Genomic DNA, 19,178 nt, shown 5'->3' with positions numbered 1-19,178 from the left:
GCTCAAATAGGTCTAGGAATGGCACTCCACATACGGTTACGGATTTCGCGGATGTTGTCCAGCGCTTTGGAACCCGGCATTGTGACGGTGAAAAAACGTTTGCTCCGGCCGCCGCGCTCGGCCGTAGCCCCGCCCAGGCGCGACGATAACAGTCCTTTCTCTTCCAGCCGGTGCAATGCGGCGTGTACCGCGCCCAGGTTCACCGACCGCCCCATTTGCTGCTCGATTTCATTGGTAATGGAAGCCCCGTAAGCATCGCCGGCGAGAATCGCCACCGCCAGCAGTACCACTTCCTCAAACTCTCCCAGGTAGGTTCCTTTCATAAGGGTTTTATTATTTCTGTAAATGTATAACAAATGGTGTGCCTGGGAGAAAATACAAGCATTTGGCTCAAAAACAGGCTTTTTACAAAAGTGCCCTGTCCGAAAGCGGACACCGCGCGCAATTGCCGGACATCGCGTGCGGCCATTTGTCGTGAAAGCCTTTTATTTGCTTTCCCATATTCACCGAACTGTTACTTATGGTTTTCGACTTCCGCCTGCAAGTTTTCCAAACCGTCGCCCGGCGCCTGAGCTTCACCAAAGCGGCGGCAGAGCTTTTTATTACACAGCCGGCGGTGACCAAGCATATTCATGAGCTGGAAAACCAGTTGAAAACCAAGTTGTTTGATAGAAGCGGTTCGAAGATCAGTCTCACGCCTGCCGGGAAGATACTGCTGCACCATGCCGAGCAGATTTTCGATGTTTACAGGAATCTTGAATTTGAAATAAACAGCCTTTCGCAGCGCAATAGCGGTAAGCTGAGACTGGGGGCAAGCACAACGGCCGCGCAATACATTCTTCCGCCTATTCTGGCTGCCTTTCACCGCAAGTTTCACAATGTAGAAGTTACGCTTACGACCAAGAATACGGAGGAGATCGAGCATGCATTGCAGCATAAGGAGATCGATCTGGGTGTGATCGAGGGCTTTTCGAAGAATGCAGCCATTAAATATACCGAGTTCCTGAATGACGAGATTGTGCTGGTGGCGAACAGCAAAAACCCGACGGCTGCGACGGGCGTGATCGATGCGGCGCAACTGCGCGAAATTCCGTTATTGCTCCGCGAGCCCGGCTCGGGTACGCTGGAAGTGATCGCGCATGCATTGAAATCGATCGGGCTGGGGCTGGGCGATCTGAATGTGGAAATGCAGCTCAGCAGCAGCGAAAGTATGAAGTTGTACATCCTGCATTCGGATAGCATGGCGTTCATTTCGGTGCACGCGGTATTGAAAGAATTGCAGAGTAAGGAATGCCGCATTGTCGACGTTGAAGGCCTTTCGATTGATCGTCATTTTCATTTCACCACATTGCACGGCCAGCATGAGGCATTACCCGAGCTTTTCATGCGTTTTGCCCTCTACCAGCGGAAATAGGGCGGCATTTTAGAGTAGTTCCGGCCCGCATCCTATTTTAAGATTCTGTGTACTGTACCCGTCGGCCCTTGGCGAAAGGGTCGAAATAATTTCTGTTAAACTATTTATGTTAAAAATCACCTTAACTGTATCGGCGTTCCTGCTTATGCTGTGGACTACGACCGACACCCTCAAAAAAGAACAAAGGTCCGGCCCCTCAACCCTGACCCGAGCCGACTCTCTTCCTAACGCTGCCGCATGGCCGGCAGAACTGAATGTCACGCATTTCGCAGGCCACGATCTCACACCAAGCCCGGCATGTCTGGCTGTGGCGCCGACGGGCGAAGTATTTGTTGGGGTCGATATGATCGGCTCTTTGGGCAAAACACCCGGAAAAGGGAGCATTGTGCGGCTTGTCGATACGGATAATGATGGTAAAGTAGACCAGCACACCACGTTTGCAGCGCTGGATAACCCGCGCGGGATTATCGCGCAGGGCGATCAGGTGTTTGTTTTACATACTACTTTTTCCAAAGAAACAGGTAAGGCTTCCGGTATGGACCTGGTTGTTTTGGAAGATAAAAACCGTGACGGTGTAGCCGACGGACCCGCAAAACCGCTGATCCAGAATGTGTGTTCACCCAAGTTCCTCCAAAGCCGGGGAACCGACCACGCGACCAACGGTATCCGCATGGGTATCGACGGCTGGATTTACATTGCCGTAGGTGATTTCGGTTTCCACGATGCCCTCGACCGATCGGGTAAGAAAATGACCCAGCTGGGTGGTGGAATCGTTCGTGTGCGCCCCGACGGGACGGAAATGGAAGTGTATACCCACGGGTTGCGCAACATTTATGATGTGGCGATTGATCCTTACATGAACATTTTTACGCGTGACAATACCAACGACGGCGGCGGCTGGAATATCCGTTTCAGCAACCAGATCCAGTCGGGTGAATATGGTTATCCCGTGTTGTTCAAGAATTTTACGGAAGAAATTATCCCTGCATTGATCGACCTCGGCGGAGGCTCGGGAACGGGCTCGCTCTTCATGGACGATCCTACCTGGCCCGCCAAATACAACCGTGTGCCGATGATGGCCGACTGGGGCCGCAGCCAGGTATATATGCACCGCGTTACGCCGGACGGACCGACCTTCCAGCAAAAGGAGGAGGAATTTATCAAACTTGCCCAGGTAACCGACCTCGATATCGATGCTTCGGGACGTGTATACCTCGCGGCCTGGGATGGTGCCGGTTATTCGGGTAATCCGGGTAAAGGTTTCATCACGCGGGCTGTGCCTAAGGGTTGGCAGTACAAGGCTTTCAAAGATATCAGCAAATCGTCGGTGAAGCAGCTGGCGGCATTACTGCGGTCGGAAAGCGCTGTACAGCGTCTGGCGGCGCAGCAGGAATTGCTGAAACGTCCCGCAAAGGAGGCGGTAAAAGCGGCCTGGACTGTTGCAGAGGACAAAAAAGCGCCTTTGTATGTACGCGTGGCGGGTATGTATACCTATGCGCAGGCAGCAGGCGCGGACGGCATCGCGAATCTTGCCAAACTGGCATCCGAAAGCGATATGCGCGAGTACGCATTGCGTGCGCTGGCCGACCGCAAGCCTTATGCGGCAACCGTATCGGTTGACCCGTTCCTGAATGCATTGGAAAACGGCAATGCCCGTGAAAAACTGGCTGCTGCGATTGGTTTGGGCCGTTTGGGCAGACCGGAGGGCGCTCAGGCATTGCTGAAAGTGAAAGTGCCGGGCTCATTCGTGGCACCGGCCAAAGGGACCGAAGGCCCTCATGCGACGCCCAATTCGGCCATCGTAACCCCGCACATTGCCGTGCGTGCGCTTGTGGCATTGAATGCAGTGGATGCTTGCGTGAAAGCGGTCGGTACCGAAAATTCGACCATCGCATTGTGGGCGCTCCGCTATATGCACGATCCCAAAGCGGTCGACGGGCTCATTGCTGCTTATGGCAAAACCAGCGACAAGGCATTGAAAGACCAGATTCTGACGACGTTGGGAAGGATCTACAAAAAGGAGGCCGATTACGACGGTTCATGGTGGTGGAGCACGCGCCCCGATACGCACGGACCGTATTATAAGGCTGTTGAATGGGAATCGTCGGCGAAAGTGAAAGACTTTTTGATGAAGGAGTTCAATAATGCCAGCGATAAACAGTTCTTCGCCGACCTGAATGCGCGTAATCGGATGGGTATTACGGAGTTTGGAGGGGAAGAAGTGGTGGCTGCGAAAGAGGAAGTGAAAGTCGATCTGGAAAAGATCCGTAATAAGAAAGGCCAGGTAGGGGAGTCGTCGATCGAGGATGTAATGCTGGCTATCGCGAAAATCCAGGGCGATCCGGCGACTGGACGTAAACTGTTTACCAAACAGGGTTGCGTAGCCTGCCACAGCCTGAGCCGGAACGAAGTGATGAAAGGTCCTTTCATGGGTCAGATTGGCTCGATCATGAACCGTGAGCAGATCGCGGAGTCGATTTTGAAACCGAATGCTTCGATTTCACAGGGCTTTGCATCCGTAATGATCACTACCAAAGGCGATAAGACGTATATGGGCTTCGTTTCGGAGGAATCGGCTGAGAAGCTTGTGATTCGCGACATTACAGGACAGGTGAACACCATTAGGGTGGCCAATATCACTTCACGCAAGGAACTGGAAACATCGATGATGCCTCCGGGGCTTGCCAACGAACTGTCCTACGAAGAGTTCGCGTCGCTGATTACCTTTCTTTCGCAACAAAAGAAATAGTGACAAGGCAAGGTAACCAGTAGCTGCGATACATCGGCTCGAAGCCGGCTCGTTCGACGGGCCGGCTTTCTTTTTTCCTATTTATGGAAGGGAAATAGTCCCCGAGGTTGCTATTCTGACGATTTTGAACCCTAAAAATACAAATCCGAGCTTTTTTTGATGAATTTTTACGTGATAATGCCCATTTTTTTGTTCGATCTGCAAAATTTGCGGTACATTAGTAGTCTGATAGAAGTAGTTTGTAGCTGTTGAGTTTATTATTATTTGCGCCCATTGTCTATTACTCAACGTTTATCTATATAGCAATCCCCCGGCAGCCCGCTTTCGCCGGGGACTTTTTTGTACGGCGACATATGCTGATCTTTGACTCAGCAACTCAGAAGTCCCCTGATTCCCGTGGCATTTTACGATTTATCTAAGTCCGAAAGGGCCGATCTGGTTCTGGTGATCCAAGGCATCATCAAGGAGGCATTATTGGGCCAGAGCCTTCTAAAAGCGCATTTGTATTTCGGAGATGACGATACCTATATACGGAAGTCGGCATATCTCGTGACCGGCCGACTGTATTCTGGGGAGGAAGCATTGCGCCCTGCGATACTGGCAATGCTTTCTCAATTTTTACCTGATCCGGATTTCAGGGTACGGCAAACGGTGATCAATGCAGCGGGCGAAATAGGTAAATGGCATTTCGAAGAAGTTCGATTTTACTTCGACGAAGGATTGAAAGACCCGCACCATTCGCCAAGGAATGCTGTCATCGGTTCTGTAAAGAAAATGGGGGAGGTAAATCCGGTCCCCGTGCTCGCCTGGGCCAGGGAATATTTGCACCACGAGGACAAGGAAATCCGTCGCGAAATCTGCCACGGCATCGAGCTTCGCGGCAGAAAACATCCCGAAGATATTCTGCCGCTCCTGCGCGAGCTCCAACACGACCGCGCCGCCCGCGTACGTAATACGCTCGTGCACGTGATCGGGCAGATCGCGTACAAGAAAGGCTGCCTTATGAAGGTGCTAGTGCATTTGGAAGATTGGGAAAACCGCCCGCTTGTCGATGCCGCGCTGGAAGAAATTATCGATGTGCATCACCGTTATCGTAATTTTGCGGCGCTTACGCAGGCAGAGGCTATCGGGATGATCGATGCGCATTACCCGGGCCGGAAGCGGAAGGATTTATAGGTGAGTCTTAATTTGAATAAGTATGACTGTGATATCCAAACTTGCTTCCTCGCTAAACCGGCGGGATGAGGTGCCGAACCAGGAATTGGCAACTGAAATTGCCGTGAATGCGGACAGTACCGCCGTGGCCGAACTGGTTGAAAACCTGAGCCATAAAAGCAAAGACATTCGCCACGATTGCATCAAAGTCCTTTACGAAATTGGCGCACAATCACCCTCGCTGATCGCTGCCTACGCAAATCAATTCGCCGCTTTGCTCGACAGCAAAGACAACCGAATGCAATGGGGCGGCATGACGGCCCTGAACACCATCGTGCTTGAACAGCCCGATGTAGTATTTGCCTCGATCCCCAAACTCGCCGCCGTTGCAGACAAAGGCTCGGTGATCACTCGTGACAGTTTCGTAGCCATTCTCATCCAGTTGAGCGGCATTCCCGCGTACAGCGAACAGACGCTTCCTTTGCTGAATGAGCAAATGCTAGGCTGCCCCTCGAACCAACTACCGATGTACGCCGAAAATGCATTGCCGGTGATCAGCGGAACCCACAAGGCCGAATTCGTCCGTACGCTAACCAGCCGACTGGGCGATTTCGAAAAGGATCCAAGCGTAAGCGGGTGGAGAAGGTTTTGAAGAGGATTGGGTAGCGGCTAGAAGTTTACGGATAATCTAAGGTGCCCGCCCAGACCGTCATTTACGATTCTCATCAACGTGGACAGCCTGATGTCGCTGGCATCGTTTTCTACCCTGGAAATGTAATTTTTTGTTGTTCCGCACTTTTCCGCTAACTCTTTCTGAGTGAGCCCTTTTTCCTTTCTCAATTCTTGCAGCATCACGCCGAGCTTGAACGTCTCGAACTCTTGTTCGAACTGATCTCTCGAGGGCGTACCGGGCTCCCCATATTGTTCGGTTAAGTGGTCTTTGAACGAGGTCAGATTCTTATTGTCGTTTTTCATCGAAGTATTCGTTTTTTAGTTTCTCCGCCAGCTTTAACTCGTTTCGCGGTGTTTTGGGAGTCTTTTTCTGAAAGCCATTACCCAGGACAATAATTTGACCTTTGTCAAAAAAGCAGAATACCCTGTAAATGTCAGAACCAGCGTCGACCCGAATTTCGTACAGACCGGATGATCCCTCCACATGCTTTAAAAATTTTTCCGGTATCCTTTGTACGGAGGTTAAAAGGTTCAACGTCCAGTTGAATTTCTTCTTCGCCTCGGGTTTCAAGGTGGCAAAAAACGCACGGTAGTAATGCTTGTAATAAAAGATTTCGCGAATTGATCCTTCCATAAAGTTATCGGATTAGATAACATTTATCAAGTGTTTTTGGCGAAAGTACTTACTACGAGCGCTTTAATTTGAAAGAAATTCTCAACCGGGTGATTTGAAAGATCGAAAGGATTTAAGCTTGGTAAAAGCCTCATCATGGCTTCCGGATGACCGTCTTTTTCCTCTTAACAGAATACGATGTGGTAGTATCGGCATCGGGTCGGCCGGTGCTGCTGCGGCTGCCGTCGACGGCGCCGGTGGAGTTGACGGCACCGTTGTCATTCAGGATCGGGCCGGTTTCTGCATTGGCCGAATCTTTCAGGATCGCGTTCAGATCGGAGGAATCGGCCGTTTTGACGTGGTGCCTTTTTGTTTTGCGCTGGTATTTCTGCTCTTGCCTGGATGATCTCGATGAGGCGTCGGAGGATTGCGCTACCGCGCAGGCGGGTATCGTTAATGCCAGGGCTAATAGGAATGTTTGAAGCGTTTTCATCGGAATTGGTTTTTAGTTTGATGATTTAAGCTTCCCTTCAAATATTGTTCCCGCAACCCTGTTCTTTCTCCGGTATTCACCCAGGCTCATTCCTTTGCTCTTTTTGAAAAAACGATTCAGGTGGCTTTCGTCGGTAAATGAAAGTTCGGCTGCGATCTCGTTCATACGCATATTACTGTGCAGTAACCTGGTTTCTACCAGTTTTACCCGCGAATTCACGATGTACTCCTGCATCGTTTCATTGGTGTGTTTTTTGAAATACCGTCCTAGATACGATTCCGATATGCCGAAATGCTGGCTGATATGGGCGGCTTTTATCTTTTCGGGGTAATAGATGTTTGCCTGAATGTACTGCAAAATATCGATCGCCTTCTCCTCGCTGCATTCATTGATTTTTTCGGGAAGAAACATGGCGATGTTCCGGGCAACGAGGATGATCATCGTGTTGATATACTGCCGGATGAGCTCCTTATTGTACATGTCGCGGTTCACGTATTCGCGGATGATCGCTTCTATCAACGGTTTGACAATGCTTTTGTCGGTCTGGTTTTTGAGAATGCAGCCCGGCTGGTGGCTGGCATTTTGCAGGATAAATTCGAGCCGTTGCAGCAGATCCTCGCGCTGAGATGCGCTCACGAGCGACGTATTCCCTTTGATATACACATCATTGAAACGGATGAAGACAAACCGCGTGGTCGTTTCGATGTCGAAAGAATGGCTATCCTCGGGTGTCAGCAGAAACATATGGCCGGCATTGTACCGGAAAGTATGCTTATTGATCTCCTGCACGCCGGTACCAGACAAAATGTAGATCAGTTCAAAAAAGTTGTGCTGATGCGTCGGTTTAGGACATTCGTCGAGCTCCTTGTAAATAATTTCAAAGGGTTCGTGCAGGTTTTCTTTCATGATCGAGAGAAGTATACCGGATTTTGGAAAAATTGTACCGTAAAACTAGCTAAAAATCGGTACAAATTTGCATTGTCAAACACAAAATCAATTTACATCATGAAAGCAACATTTTTGACCGATACAAATACTCCGCTCATTATCAAAGAAGTGGAGACACCGTCGCCAGCCGATAATCAGGTACTGATCAAACTGGCCTATTCTTCATTGAATCACCGCGACGTCTGGATCCAGAAAGGCCAATACGCCGGCCCGAAAGCAGGACTTATTCTGGGTTCCGACGGGTTTGGTACTGTGGTCGAAACGGGCAGCAATGTCGATCCGGCCTGGATTGGTAAGCCGGTGGTCATCAATCCCAGCCACGATTGGGGTGATAATCCCGCGGCATTCGGCGATCAGTTTAAGATTTTGGGCAATCCGGAGCCGGGTACCTTTGCCGAGTACATTGCGGTGGACGTAAAATACGTGCACGATAAACCTGCACACCTCACCAACATCGAGGCCTCGGCGCTACCGCTGGCGGGCATTACCACGTTCCGCGCATTGTTTACGCGGGCCGCATTGAAAGCGGGCGAACACGTATTGATTACCGGTATCGGCGCAGGTACAGCTTTGCTGGCGCTGCAATATGCCATCGCGGCAGGTGCCAAAGTGTATGTTACTTCCGGGTCACAGGACAAGATCGACAAGGCCAAAGCGCTGGGCGCAATCGACGGGTTTAACTACAAGGAGGAAAACTGGTTCCTGAAAGCGAAGGAGGCCACCGGCGGCTTCGACGTCGTGCTCGACAGCGCGTCCGGCAAAGGTTTTGGTAGTCTGATCGAAACCGCGAAGCCAGGCGGCAGGATCGTATTTTTCGGCGGTACCGACGGCCCGATCGGCAATATCGTTCCTAACAAAGTGTATTGGAGAAACCTGTCGATCCTCGGTACCACGATGGGAACAATGCAGGAATTTAAAGATATGCTCGCATTTACCGCCACGCACAACATTAAACCTGTCGTAGACAAAGTTTATCCCTCATTATCCGACGCCCAGGCTGCCTTCGATTACATGCACGAAGGCAAGCAGTTTGGGAAGATTGTTTTGACAAATCAGTAGGAAGAAGGGGAGGAAAGGGAGTAACGGGAGGAAGGGGAGGAAGTTTTTTCCGTTGCGCCTTCCTCCCTTTATTCCATCCTCCTTTCCTCCCTTTTACAAAATTCATTCTACGGCAATCCCATCCAAATCCTCCAACCGCGCTATTAATGCCCAGCCGTAGAAATCGTTGGCTAATGCCACGGTCAGCTCGTTTTTTCCTGCTTTGAAGGGTATTACAAATGATGCGTTTTCGATGGAACACCTGCCGGCGGGTTCTTTCATAATGGGCGAGGCAAATGTATTTTTGTCCACGTAGAGGTAGCGGCCGTTCAGAAATACCCACACATCATCACTGAAACCCATCGCGATCTTTTTCTTCTGATCGGTTTTGGAGTTGATATTGACCTTCATCCACACGATACGACGTTCCTTGCTCATACCGAATTTGCGGGTGAGATTCATCATTCCCCTTCTCTCAGCCCAGATCGTCTCCCACATTGTTTCGGCTTTGGGTGCGTAATCCATACTAAAATCCACGTTTTTCGGCAACACGGCTGGCTCTGTGACCTGCCATTTGCGCAGGTAGCGCGGGTCATTCGCGACCGGGTCCGTGCCCTCGTATGCGGGAAGGCCTTCCGTTTGCCCCGGCTTGATGACCAGGTTGGAAACAATGCCTTCGCCTTCGAATGCGAGCGTGCCTTCCGTCACATTCCCTTCCATTCGCGGCACTTCCATCGTGGGTTGCTGCATATCGTTTACAAACACCCGCAACTGGTACCCCGACGCGATCAGTTTCACATGGTTCCAGGTTTTGTTCGTGAAATTGGCCTTTCCCTGGTATTGCGGCAGCAGGTCCCAGAGGTTCACACCGTCGATCATCGGGCTGTACTGGACGGCTTCGATGCCGGTCGTGTCGTTTGCGCGGTGGGTGCGGAAGTAGAACAGCTCGTTTTCCTTTCCATCCTTATATCTGAAATAGAAGGAGGCAAAGCGATCCACCGGAATGTAGTCGAACTCGATGGTGCCATTGGAAAATGTGGTGTTTTTCAAAATGACCTGGCCCTGTTTGGGCAGGACTCTCAATGCCGGACGACCGTCGTGGGTCGTAAACTCTGCATTGGCGCCCGGTGCGTCCCAGTTTCCGGCTGTAAGGGCTACCCAGGTATTCGGGTCTTTTGCGGCGGTTTTAGGTTTTTTCTGGCCGAATGCAGCGAATGCGATGCCGCTGAGTGCAACTAAAATGAATTTTTTCATGGCTAATAATGCAAATGTGTTAAAGTCAGCTATTTCTTGAAAATGCCGGCATTGAGTTCCTTTCCGGCTGAATTGGGAAGCGGGTTAAGATAGTCCTGCGGTAAACCATTGGTTGCCACCTCGCTGAGCAGCACCTTGCCGGAGCGCGTGACATGCTCTTCTGAATGCGCATTCCTGTCGGTCGGCGCAGCGCCTTTCTGGCCGAAGTAACCCATTTCGTGCTTCATCTCTGTGAAGAGGCAGTTTTTGAAATGGTACTTCGGATATGTTTTTTCCCCGCGCAGAAACAGGTACTCCGAGTTTGCTACAATGTTGTTCTCAAATACAAATGGTTCATGGAAAGTACCAAACCACACGGCTGATTCATAAGCGCCCATTATGAGCGAATTTTTTAATGAAAAATCCCTGATGGCATTAAAAAGGAGCAGCGCATTCTTGGTACCATAAAAAATACAATGGTCGACGTGAATTCCGGCCCCGTGTGCCCATATGCTTCCCTGAATGGGCGTGGAATTACGTTCGCCGATGAAATAGCATTGCGACACATCCAGACCGGTCAGGGTCGAATCCTTGCGGATTACGGGATAGTAGTACTGCACTTCGGGGTTGCCATTGCCAACGAATTTCAGGCCGCGAATGCGCACATGATCGGCTGCTATCAATAATCCGACGGCATGCTGGAATTGTGTTTTATTGTTGTTGGACGATATGGATTGGATCACGGGCATTTGCGCAGGCTTCCAACCGGCATCATCCGGCATGACTGCCGCTTCGATCGTGAGCCACGCCTCGTCGGTGTTGCGCTTATCGATCACAACCTGGTCACGCAATGCGTAAAGCCCGGGCGCGACTTTGATCGTAACGCTTTCGCCCGCTTTAAAGGTTTTGGCCAGCTCCACGGCCCGTTGCAACGTTGCTACCGGCGTTTCGACTTTGCCGTTGGCTGCATCATTGCCGGCAGATGCATTTACATAAATCGTTTGCGCCTGTGCGGGGCGGACCAGCAGTAACATAATGGACAATAAATAGCTTAATTTGTACATGTTTTAAATGTTAGTTCGTCTTTTCGAATGCACGGCCGGCCGGCTGTCTTTTTCCGTTCAAACATAGCCAGGTCACCGGTAATGCTGTTTTCAAGTTATATTCAAGTTTTGTCAAGTTTTATCACGCTCATTCACAATGGTTTCTGAAATAAATGAATTGCAGCGTTGCAAGGCTGTCATCGAAGAAAAGCTGGGCTGGGGCTCTGCGGACAGCTGGCAGACGGCCGATTTCGAGAACCTGAGCGAGCTGATCCTGAAAGAAACCGGGGTGTCGCTCAGCATGAGTACGCTCCGCCGCATTTGGGGGCGGACTGAATACAACCACTTACCCAGCGGCACGACGCTCAACACGCTCGCGCGGTTTGCAGGCTCGGGCGACTGGCGCGCATTTGTGAAACAAAACAGTCCTGTGGCGGCACAAAGCGAGGTAATTGCGGAGGTAAGTACTTCGGAAAAACCGCGGAGCTGGAAGCGGCTCGCCTGGATTGCAACGGCCGTTGTGGTGATCATCCTGGCGAGTATGCTCGCATTTGATAAAGGAGAACCGCAACTGGAAAAGAGCGCCTACTCTTTTGAAAGCCGCTCGGTAACCCGCGGTATTCCCAACTCGGTTATTTTTACCTACGACGCTTCTGCCTCACCGACGGATTCCGTGTTCATCCAGCAGTCGTGGGACGATACCAAAAGGGTTCTTGTCGATAAAAACCTTCACAAGCACACCTCGGTGTATTATGAACCGGGCAGTTATCAGGCCAAACTGCTGATCGGAGACCAGGTGGTGCAGCAGCACAAACTCGTCGTGGGTACCGATGGCTGGTCGGGACTGATCGACCAGCCTAAAATGCCGGTGTACTTGAAGAAAGAGGAGTTTTTGCGTGCGGACGGCATTGGGATCAGTACCAGCATTATCGAACAGAAAAATATCGCTTTGCAGCCAGAGCCACCGGTGATCAAGTATTTCAATGTCGGCAATTTCGAGCCGGTACCGATCGCGGATTTTTCTTTTTCAACTGAAATTAAAAATGAATACAACGAAGGCGCCGCAGCTTGCCAGCTAACCTACATTTCGCTGCTCACCGACGACATGCCCATTGTGATACCATTGTCGGCCAAAGGATGCGTCTCGGATCTTAACCTGATGAGCGTGGACAACTACGTTTCCGGCAAGAAGGCGGATTTGTCGGCATTAGGGGTCGATTTTTCGGAATGGGTGCGCGTTTCATGCGCTGCGTCGGGCGGAAAGATCCGGTATGCGATCGATGGTCGGCAGGCTTTTGAGTTTCCGGTTCCTAATCGGCCTATCCGCGTTCTGGGTGTGGCGTTTGGTTTCCGTGGGACGGGCTCGGTGCGGAAAGTAAGCCTGCAATCGGGCGGAAAAGCAGTTTTTGAAGCACTGTAAACAGTATTTCTGTCCATAAAAAAGTGCAGAACGAAAGCGGTCGAGAATTAATCAGCGCAGAATTTTTTCCAAAATCACTAACTTCGGCGCTTTCAACAGACTTAGCTGCTTCCAGTGAATAACGATCTTTTGAGCTTGCGAACCGTGAATGTGCTTCGCTACCTGACGCCACTCAGGGAAGGCGGCTCGCTTCCCGCCATTGCGGAGGCCGACGACGATTTCCTTTATGTATTGAAGTTCAGAGGTGCCGGGCAGGGGACCAAAGCATTGATTTCCGAACTGATAGGAGGGGAGTTGGCCCGTTTTCTGGGGCTCAAAGTACCCGAAATTGTTTTCGCGAACCTCGATGAGGGCTTCGGCAGGACAGAGCCCGATGAGGAGATCCAGGATCTGCTCAAAGCGAGCACGGGCCTTAATCTGGCCATGCATTACCTCTCGGGCGCGATTACATTTGACCCGGTGGTCACCAAGGTGGAACCACGTCTGGCGTCGGAAATCGTTTGGCTCGATAGCTTTCTGACCAATGTCGACCGCACGGCCCGCAATACCAATATGCTCATGTGGCACAAGGAGCTCTGGCTGATCGACCACGGAGCGGCGCTTTATTTTCACCATTCCTGGCAGAATTGGGAAGAGCAGGCCCGGAGACCCTTTGTGCAAATCAAAGATCATGTATTGCTTCGGAGCGCGTCCATGCTAGACGAGGTGAATGCCGAATTCAGCGGACGGCTGGCAGGCGGCATTATACCGGCCGTGGTGTCCCTGATTCCTGATGATTGGCTGCTGAACGATTCTCCATTTGAATCGGCCGATGAACACCGGCAGGCCTACATTTCTTATTTGCAGGCCCGCCTGTCTGTGTCCGAAATCTTTGTGAAAGGAGCGCGTGATGCCAGATAGATTTTTATACGAATATGCGGTTTTACGCATTGTGCCGCGTGTGGAGCGGGAGGAGTTCATCAATGTCGGCGTCGTGCTGTACTGTCCTTCCCGTGGTTTTCTTAAATGTATTTCAGAAATCGACCAGGATCGCTTTGGCGCTTTTGCGCGAGAAACTGATTTGGCCGAGGTTGAAGATTACCTCCATGCATTCAGGCAGATTTGCGAGGGTAACCGGCAATGTGGTAGCCCTATCGCCGCATTACCCGCCGCGTCGCGATTCCGTTGGCTGACGGCCACACGCAGTACGGTTTTGCAGACATCCAAAGTCCATCCGGGGTTTTGCGCCGACCCGGAAGATACATTGAACCTGCTTTTCGTGCAGCAGGTTAAGTAGGCCATCATTTCAGTTTCAGGTACTGCTGCACGAGTTCTTTTTTACGGCGTGAAATCTCGATCCGCGAACCGTCTGAAAGCAGCAGAAATTGGTTGTTGTGCGTTACCTGCTTGATGTATTTCGGATTCACCAGGTGCGATTTGTGCGTACGGATGAAATTGAATTCCCCCAGCATCTCATCGAAATGTTTGAGGGTTTTGCTGGCCAGGAACGGCCGCTTGCCTACGAGGTGAATGGCCGTGTAATTCTTATCGGCTTCGAGCCGGAGAATTTCATCCAGTGTGAAGAAGAACACGCCCTCGCTCGATGGCACCGCCAGCCGGAACTCCCTGATATTCTTCTTTTCGATATTGTGGACCAGGTTGTCGTAGAGCTGTTGCGTTTCCTGTTTCGGTTTGCCTTTTGTCTTTTCGAGATGGCGGTCGATCGCCGATTGCAGTTCTTCCGGATCGACGGGTTTCAACAGATAGTCCAATGCGCTGAACCGGATCGCCTGAATCGCATATTGATTGAAGGCGGTTGTAAAAACAATGTCGTAAGGCGGATTTTTCCGGGCCAGCAAAAATTCGAATCCGTTCTGGTGCGGCATTTCAACGTCCAGAAAAACAATGTCAGGCTGGAAGCCGTCCAGTACTTTCAGTGCGTCTTGTACCGATTCCGCATGGCGCACATCGACTTCATGCGAAATCGAAGTGCTCAGGTAGTGGTTCAGAACATTGCGTGCTTTCTGCTCGTCATCGATGATTAGTGTTTTTAACATAAGTTCAGGTGTATTTAATGTGTAAAATGGGTGTGCTTGTTTGTATTTCAGGTATTTTCCAGGGAAGTGGAAAGCTCGATCACGATCATGGTGCCAGTAGCGATGTCGTTCGAATCATATTTATCCACGATTTCAACCGAAGCATGCTGGCCTTGCCGGTCGATCAGCGTAAGGCGGTCTTTGGCAATCTGCAAGCCTTTTGACTTGTGCGGCCTGGTGGTAGCATTCCGTTCGCGGATCTCAAACGACTTCTGCCGGCCAACCCCGTTATCATCGATTTTGCATTGGAAAATTTCCTCGTCGATGCGGTCGAAAGAGATTTTTAGTTCGCGGTAGCCATCTTTATGCATGAGTCCGTGCCAGATTGCATTTTCAACGTACGGCTGTAAAAGCATCGAGGGCAGGAGGATATCGTCGGCTTCCAACTCGTCGTCGATATCGATGCGGTAAACGAAGCTCTGTTCGAACCGCATTTGTTCAAGTTCGAGATATAGTTCGAGCACGTTTTTCTCTTCCTCGATCGTCACCAGGTTCCGGTCGGAGTTGTTGAGTACCATCCGGAAGAGTTTCGAAAATTTGTTGAGGTACTTGCTCGCCTCGCGATACTTCTGCGTGACAATGCACTCCTGGATGCTGTTCAGGCAGTTGAACACGAAATGCGGATTCATTTGAGCCCTGAGCGCCATTAATTGGCTTTCTGCAAGCATCCGGTTGATTTCCAGGAGCATGATTTCCTTTTGGGCGCTCGCTTCTTCCGCCTGTGCCTCTGCAATTTTATTTGCATTGATGGATGCGATAGTGACCAGGGTGTGCACTTGATCATTGGTGAAGAAATCTTTCTTACTGTGCTCTGAATCTAATACGCCGATGAGTTTTCCTTCATGCAGAATAGGGACGGCAATTTCTGAAAGTTTGCTGGCGTCGTGACGTACATAGTCTTTGTCTACCGTGGTGTCGGGGACAATGATTGTCTTTTTACAGCTGCCCGCGATACCCACAATGCCTTTCCCCAATTCTATTTCCAGCGGGTCGACGATTTCGCTCTCACTATTGTTCACAGAACTGTGGGCAGCTTTTTGCACTAATTTTTGCTTGCTCTCATCCCATAAAAAGACGGTGCAATCTTCAAAATGCAATTGGGAGGTACAATTGCGCGCTATATCCCAGCAAATTTCGGTAACTGAATTATCTCCATACACTGAATTCAAGAAGTACTCGATTGCTTTGACATTTTGTGCCTTGTGTTTCCGGCCCAGATATCCGGTGTAAGCCAGGTCGATGAAGGTACATGTAAGCACACCGACCAGCACGAAAAACCACCAGGTTTGCCACCAGTTGGGTAGAACCCGGATGGGGATTGTCGTAATCTGTTTCATCCATTTGCCATCCTGACCTGTGCTTCTCACTTTAAAAACATAGTCACCGTGGCCCAGGCTGTTGTAACTGACAGACAAATTTCGCCCGGCGTTTACCCAATTTTTGTCGATGCCTTCCAATTGATAACTATATTGGAGGGAAGGGATATCGCGATGGTACAGCGAAGCATACTGAAACGTAACAAAGTCCTGATCTGGCTCCAACTCGATTCCCGAATGCAAAAAATCCGAAACCTCTTTCCCGAATACCCGAAACGAAGTAATTAGCGGAGCGTGTTTAACAGGTATCGAGGAAAATTTGGAAGGATCTATTTCTACAATGTGGTCAAGCATAACCGCGTACACCATGCCCTTGTACGTGCTGACGTGGAACCAATAGTCTTGAAGTGTTTTGCCTAAATTGATTTTAACCCGGATAACTTCCCGACTGCCGGGGAAAGTGTAAAACAGACCATTCGCACTGCCGCCCCAAAGTGCCCCGCGCGAATCCAGGGCCAGGCTCACAGAATAGGCAAAAGAAAAGTCCAGATTGTGGTTGAGGCTATCGAGCACTTTGCCATTGAGACCCATTTTATAGACACCTTGGTCCAAAATGGATATCCATATATTACCGCTTTTGTCCTCAATGATTTTACCAGGTACAAATTTGCCGGGATTACGTACACTGATCGACGAAAACCGTTCACTGTCGAGCGCAAATCTTAGTAGCCCAACGCCGATCATAGAGAAAATGATGTCGCCGGTTGCGAGTTGAACGAAGCTTGATACATGTGTGTATTTAAATAGCCCACTCTTGGGATCGGTTCCGTCAAAACGTTGACATTGTCTGGTTTTAGGGTCAAAACGATAAATGCCATCATTTTCGACGTGAAACCATATCCTGCCTTTTCGGTCCGCAAAAATTAAATTGGTTTTCTCTCCGCGAATGCTGCGTCTTATCTCCTTCACTTGCTCGATCCTGGGACCTCCGTTGCGGAGAAAAAAGACTCCTGACGTTGCGCATGCCCACCAGTTTTGTCCTACTTTGGCAGTCATGAGGAAAAAATTCTTGATTAAACTGTCTTGGCTGACGGTATGCCTCTGAAAGCCGGGGCGTCCCTTTTCCAGCCGTATCAACCCATCCAGCTTTGACGCAAAGATGATAGAATCCGACACGGAAATATGGCCTGCCTGGGCAAATCCTGTTTCCAGGAAAAAGGGGAAATTGGGAAGCCGGTAAATGTTCCGAAATGGGGAATTGAATTGCAGTTTGCTCACACCGTTGAGGGTCGCGAACCATAGGTTGCCTTCCGAATCCTCCATAGCATCATAAAATCGCCGGTATGCGATTGAGTAAGGGGCGTCCTGGCTGTACGGGATCGGGATGATGGGCTTGTTAGGTTCCTTGAAGTATTCGGCATAGTTCAAATGAGATGTCCAGATCCTGTCCTGTTTATCGATAAATATCAGGTTGCTGGCGGTTTCTATTTTCTTTCCCTGAACCTCCCGGTAACCGGTTATTTGCTTCTGTTGAAAATCAATGTAACCGATCGGGAAATCGGTGTGTGACGAATACCATATATTATGCCGGGAATTGAGTGCAATGGCAGTAACGTTACTCTTTTTTAGTAATGGTGCGTAAAAAGGGCAGTTGGTACTGTCGTAAATCATATTCTTCCGGCAATCGATAAAAAAGCATTGTTTTCCGCCCACCCAAAAGCCGTTTCTGAGCGAATCCCAGGCGAAGGTGCCTCCATTGTAAAGGCTAGGTTCGAAATCGGACAGCCGACCTGCACCTGGCAGGATTTGTTCAATAGAGGTAACTGCATTGTCTTGGAAGAGGAATATCTTTTTATCGCACAAAATCCACAACCTTTTATAACCGTCCTTTTTGATTCCGACAATTGCTTCCCTGGATACGGCGGTAAATCTTGGATCGGTCTTGAAGCTGCTGCTTCCGCTATCGAATATACGGATGCCGTCAGGTGTTCCAATCAGTAACCTGGCCCCGTTGTCGATCGGCTGAATGGCAGTCGCAACGATCCGTTCATTTTTAATGCCTGTATAGCGTTTGACAAAATTTCCGTCAAACCTATATAGCCCATCGGCGGTCCCAATCCAGAGGAATCCGTTTCTATCCTTATACAAGCATCTTGAAAACTTCGTGAGCAGGCCATCGTCCTCGTTCAGGTTCTGAAAAATAAACTGTGCCTCCACCCGAAGTGCGGAGATAGCAAAAAGCAGAAGCCATAGCGCCAGACGTAACCACATGAGGGACCGGGATTTTCTAATGAAAATGTAAGCTAGCTATATCTCAAACCAAAGTAAACTATAATGACTGAAAGGCCGCCGTGGCTGTTTTAACGGCAGTGGCTCCTGGATTGAGCCCTTAGGTGATACGTGGCATCGCAGTAACTAGTTTGACCATTCAATCATTGATAGTTCGCCGTTAATACATCCCTTTTTTATTATCCGGTATTCCCGATCAACTTTAACCTAAGACACCGCCGGTTAACTAGTTATTCATCAAAAACTGATTTGTTATGAAAATTTACCTAACAGGCCTCCTTATCGATTGCGCCGTTATTCTGGCGGTAGGTTGCTACTACTTGTATTATGTAATTAGGAAGAAAGAACCCGAAGAGCCACGGCATTACTTCTGGATCGTGATGGCGTCGATCGGTGCAGTCATTCTCGTTTCTCTCTTCTTTATATATACAGGCGACCTGACGACCGCATCTGTTATGGTCTGGCTAATGGCGGTACCGCTCATTGTCACGGTCATCTTCATTCTGCTTCTCATTATTTTCCGGCCCAATTGGCGCTAGTCCTCGCTCACTGGCCGCGGCGCTGTCGCGAAGGGCTTATTCTACCGGTCGTCAGAATCCAAGCCGCGGCAATTTGCCGCGGCTTCTTCTTTTAAATCCAAATGCTTGTGAATTGAGTGCCGGTTTCTTTTACAATTCCTTGTAAGATGGGTGGGTTTTTATTGATAATTACGGTATCAGA

18 protein-coding genes are annotated in these 19,178 nt (G+C 49.9%); 9 read left to right on the top strand and 9 right to left on the bottom strand.

What is annotated here, in order from left to right:
* Positions 1-2: 2 nt before the first annotated feature.
* Positions 3-323, bottom strand: a complete 321-nt coding sequence (locus BLQ88_RS03590) for a PadR family transcriptional regulator (RefSeq protein WP_090146800.1) — start codon at positions 321-323, stop codon at positions 3-5.
* Positions 324-520: 197 nt separating this feature from the next.
* On the opposite strand from BLQ88_RS03590, the gene BLQ88_RS03585 reads away from it, so the two are divergent.
* From BLQ88_RS03585 to BLQ88_RS03570, 4 genes are all read left to right on the top strand, one after another.
* Entirely contained in the window at positions 521-1,414 is an 894-nt protein-coding gene (locus tag BLQ88_RS03585; protein ID WP_090146799.1) for a LysR substrate-binding domain-containing protein, read from the top strand.
* A 106-nt stretch (positions 1,415-1,520) separates the two neighbouring features.
* Positions 1,521-4,163: a DUF7133 domain-containing protein gene (locus BLQ88_RS03580; protein WP_090146797.1), complete on the top strand. Its 2,643-nt coding sequence runs from the start codon at positions 1,521-1,523 to the stop codon at positions 4,161-4,163.
* A 396-nt stretch (positions 4,164-4,559) separates the two neighbouring features.
* Positions 4,560-5,339, top strand: a complete 780-nt coding sequence (locus BLQ88_RS03575; RefSeq protein WP_090146795.1) for a HEAT repeat domain-containing protein — start codon at positions 4,560-4,562, stop codon at positions 5,337-5,339.
* A 22-nt stretch (positions 5,340-5,361) separates the two neighbouring features.
* Positions 5,362-5,970, top strand: coding sequence for a hypothetical protein (locus tag BLQ88_RS03570; RefSeq protein ID WP_090146792.1), 609 nt, complete (start codon positions 5,362-5,364; stop codon positions 5,968-5,970).
* 17 nt (positions 5,971-5,987) lie between these two features.
* Here the strand turns inward: BLQ88_RS03570 and BLQ88_RS03565 are convergent, their stop codons facing one another.
* The 4 genes from BLQ88_RS03565 to BLQ88_RS03550 all read right to left on the bottom strand — a co-directional run bounded on the left by BLQ88_RS03565 (position 5,988) and on the right by BLQ88_RS03550 (position 8,002).
* Complete coding sequence (locus BLQ88_RS03565) at positions 5,988-6,293, bottom strand: helix-turn-helix domain-containing protein (protein ID WP_090146791.1); 306 nt, start codon at positions 6,291-6,293, stop codon at positions 5,988-5,990.
* Positions 6,277-6,624 (bottom strand): type II toxin-antitoxin system RelE/ParE family toxin, encoded by a 348-nt coding sequence (locus tag BLQ88_RS03560; RefSeq protein WP_090146789.1) that lies wholly within the window; start codon positions 6,622-6,624, stop codon positions 6,277-6,279. Before BLQ88_RS03560 ends, BLQ88_RS03565 begins: the two co-directional genes overlap by 17 nt.
* 133 nt (positions 6,625-6,757) lie before the next feature.
* Entirely contained in the window at positions 6,758-7,096 is a 339-nt protein-coding gene (locus BLQ88_RS03555) for a hypothetical protein (RefSeq protein WP_090146787.1), read from the bottom strand.
* A 12-nt stretch (positions 7,097-7,108) separates the two neighbouring features.
* Positions 7,109-8,002 (bottom strand): AraC family transcriptional regulator, encoded by an 894-nt coding sequence (locus tag BLQ88_RS03550; protein WP_090146785.1) that lies wholly within the window; start codon positions 8,000-8,002, stop codon positions 7,109-7,111.
* A 99-nt stretch (positions 8,003-8,101) separates the two neighbouring features.
* Here BLQ88_RS03550 and BLQ88_RS03545 point away from each other — a divergent pair, with 99 nt between their 5' ends.
* The gene (locus BLQ88_RS03545; RefSeq protein WP_090146783.1) at positions 8,102-9,103 is read left to right on the top strand and encodes a quinone oxidoreductase family protein; all 1,002 of its coding nucleotides are present in this window, start codon (positions 8,102-8,104) and stop codon (positions 9,101-9,103) included.
* A 102-nt stretch (positions 9,104-9,205) separates the two neighbouring features.
* Here the strand turns inward: BLQ88_RS03545 and BLQ88_RS03540 are convergent, their stop codons facing one another.
* Together BLQ88_RS03540 and BLQ88_RS03535 are read right to left on the bottom strand one after the other, a co-directional pair.
* Complete coding sequence (locus tag BLQ88_RS03540; protein ID WP_090146781.1) at positions 9,206-10,336, bottom strand: hypothetical protein; 1,131 nt, start codon at positions 10,334-10,336, stop codon at positions 9,206-9,208.
* 29 nt (positions 10,337-10,365) lie between these two features.
* Positions 10,366-11,379 (bottom strand): right-handed parallel beta-helix repeat-containing protein, encoded by a 1,014-nt coding sequence (locus BLQ88_RS03535; protein ID WP_090146779.1) that lies wholly within the window; start codon positions 11,377-11,379, stop codon positions 10,366-10,368.
* A 136-nt stretch (positions 11,380-11,515) separates the two neighbouring features.
* Between BLQ88_RS03535 and BLQ88_RS03530 the strand changes: the two genes are divergently transcribed.
* The 3 genes from BLQ88_RS03530 to BLQ88_RS03520 all read left to right on the top strand — a co-directional run bounded on the left by BLQ88_RS03530 (position 11,516) and on the right by BLQ88_RS03520 (position 14,054).
* Positions 11,516-12,778: a hypothetical protein gene (locus tag BLQ88_RS03530; RefSeq protein ID WP_090146777.1), complete on the top strand. Its 1,263-nt coding sequence runs from the start codon at positions 11,516-11,518 to the stop codon at positions 12,776-12,778.
* 114 nt (positions 12,779-12,892) lie between these two features.
* Positions 12,893-13,678: a HipA family kinase gene (locus BLQ88_RS03525; protein ID WP_090146776.1), complete on the top strand. Its 786-nt coding sequence runs from the start codon at positions 12,893-12,895 to the stop codon at positions 13,676-13,678.
* Complete coding sequence (locus tag BLQ88_RS03520) at positions 13,668-14,054, top strand: DUF3037 domain-containing protein (RefSeq protein ID WP_090146774.1); 387 nt, start codon at positions 13,668-13,670, stop codon at positions 14,052-14,054. Before BLQ88_RS03525 ends, BLQ88_RS03520 begins: the two co-directional genes overlap by 11 nt.
* 4 nt (positions 14,055-14,058) lie before the next feature.
* Here BLQ88_RS03520 and BLQ88_RS03515 read toward each other — a convergent pair whose 3' ends face one another.
* Positions 14,059-14,814 carry a LytR/AlgR family response regulator transcription factor gene (locus BLQ88_RS03515; protein WP_090146772.1) on the bottom strand — a complete coding sequence of 252 codons (756 nt, stop codon included), beginning with the start codon at positions 14,812-14,814 and terminating at the stop codon, positions 14,059-14,061.
* A 47-nt stretch (positions 14,815-14,861) separates the two neighbouring features.
* Positions 14,862-18,440, bottom strand: a complete 3,579-nt coding sequence (locus tag BLQ88_RS03510) for a histidine kinase (protein ID WP_090146771.1) — start codon at positions 18,438-18,440, stop codon at positions 14,862-14,864.
* Positions 18,441-18,712: 272 nt separating this feature from the next.
* Here BLQ88_RS03510 and BLQ88_RS03505 point away from each other — a divergent pair, with 272 nt between their 5' ends.
* Positions 18,713-18,997: a hypothetical protein gene (locus tag BLQ88_RS03505; protein WP_090146769.1), complete on the top strand. Its 285-nt coding sequence runs from the start codon at positions 18,713-18,715 to the stop codon at positions 18,995-18,997.
* Positions 18,998-19,178: the final 181 nt, after the last annotated feature.

The sequence above is a fragment of the Dyadobacter soli genome, assembly GCF_900101885.1.
In the GTDB taxonomy this organism is placed as follows: domain Bacteria; phylum Bacteroidota; class Bacteroidia; order Cytophagales; family Spirosomataceae; genus Dyadobacter; species Dyadobacter soli.
The sequence above is the reverse complement of the archived record's forward strand: the minus strand, read 5'-3'. Positions and strand labels throughout refer to the sequence as shown.

What these genes read in the sequence shown, in the direction of transcription:
- BLQ88_RS03570 (WP_090146792.1), top strand. Translation starts at nt 5,362, where the DNA reads ATGACTGTGATATCCAAACTTGCTTCCTCGCTAAACCGGCGGGATGAG.
- BLQ88_RS03505 (WP_090146769.1), top strand. Translation starts at nt 18,713, where the DNA reads ATGAAAATTTACCTAACAGGCCTCCTTATCGATTGCGCCGTTATTCTG.
- BLQ88_RS03510 (WP_090146771.1), bottom strand. Translation starts at nt 18,440, where the DNA reads ATGTGGTTACGTCTGGCGCTATGGCTTCTGCTTTTTGCTATCTCCGCA.
- BLQ88_RS03515 (WP_090146772.1), bottom strand. Translation starts at nt 14,814, where the DNA reads ATGTTAAAAACACTAATCATCGATGACGAGCAGAAAGCACGCAATGTT.
- BLQ88_RS03520 (WP_090146774.1), top strand. Translation starts at nt 13,668, where the DNA reads ATGCCAGATAGATTTTTATACGAATATGCGGTTTTACGCATTGTGCCG.
- BLQ88_RS03560 (WP_090146789.1), bottom strand. Translation starts at nt 6,624, where the DNA reads ATGGAAGGATCAATTCGCGAAATCTTTTATTACAAGCATTACTACCGT.
- BLQ88_RS03550 (WP_090146785.1), bottom strand. Translation starts at nt 8,002, where the DNA reads ATGAAAGAAAACCTGCACGAACCCTTTGAAATTATTTACAAGGAGCTC.
- BLQ88_RS03585 (WP_090146799.1), top strand. Translation starts at nt 521, where the DNA reads ATGGTTTTCGACTTCCGCCTGCAAGTTTTCCAAACCGTCGCCCGGCGC.
- BLQ88_RS03540 (WP_090146781.1), bottom strand. Translation starts at nt 10,336, where the DNA reads ATGAAAAAATTCATTTTAGTTGCACTCAGCGGCATCGCATTCGCTGCA.
- BLQ88_RS03530 (WP_090146777.1), top strand. Translation starts at nt 11,516, where the DNA reads ATGGTTTCTGAAATAAATGAATTGCAGCGTTGCAAGGCTGTCATCGAA.
- BLQ88_RS03535 (WP_090146779.1), bottom strand. Translation starts at nt 11,379, where the DNA reads ATGTACAAATTAAGCTATTTATTGTCCATTATGTTACTGCTGGTCCGC.
- BLQ88_RS03590 (WP_090146800.1), bottom strand. Translation starts at nt 323, where the DNA reads ATGAAAGGAACCTACCTGGGAGAGTTTGAGGAAGTGGTACTGCTGGCG.
- BLQ88_RS03545 (WP_090146783.1), top strand. Translation starts at nt 8,102, where the DNA reads ATGAAAGCAACATTTTTGACCGATACAAATACTCCGCTCATTATCAAA.
- BLQ88_RS03580 (WP_090146797.1), top strand. Translation starts at nt 1,521, where the DNA reads ATGTTAAAAATCACCTTAACTGTATCGGCGTTCCTGCTTATGCTGTGG.
- BLQ88_RS03555 (WP_090146787.1), bottom strand. Translation starts at nt 7,096, where the DNA reads ATGAAAACGCTTCAAACATTCCTATTAGCCCTGGCATTAACGATACCC.
- BLQ88_RS03565 (WP_090146791.1), bottom strand. Translation starts at nt 6,293, where the DNA reads ATGAAAAACGACAATAAGAATCTGACCTCGTTCAAAGACCACTTAACC.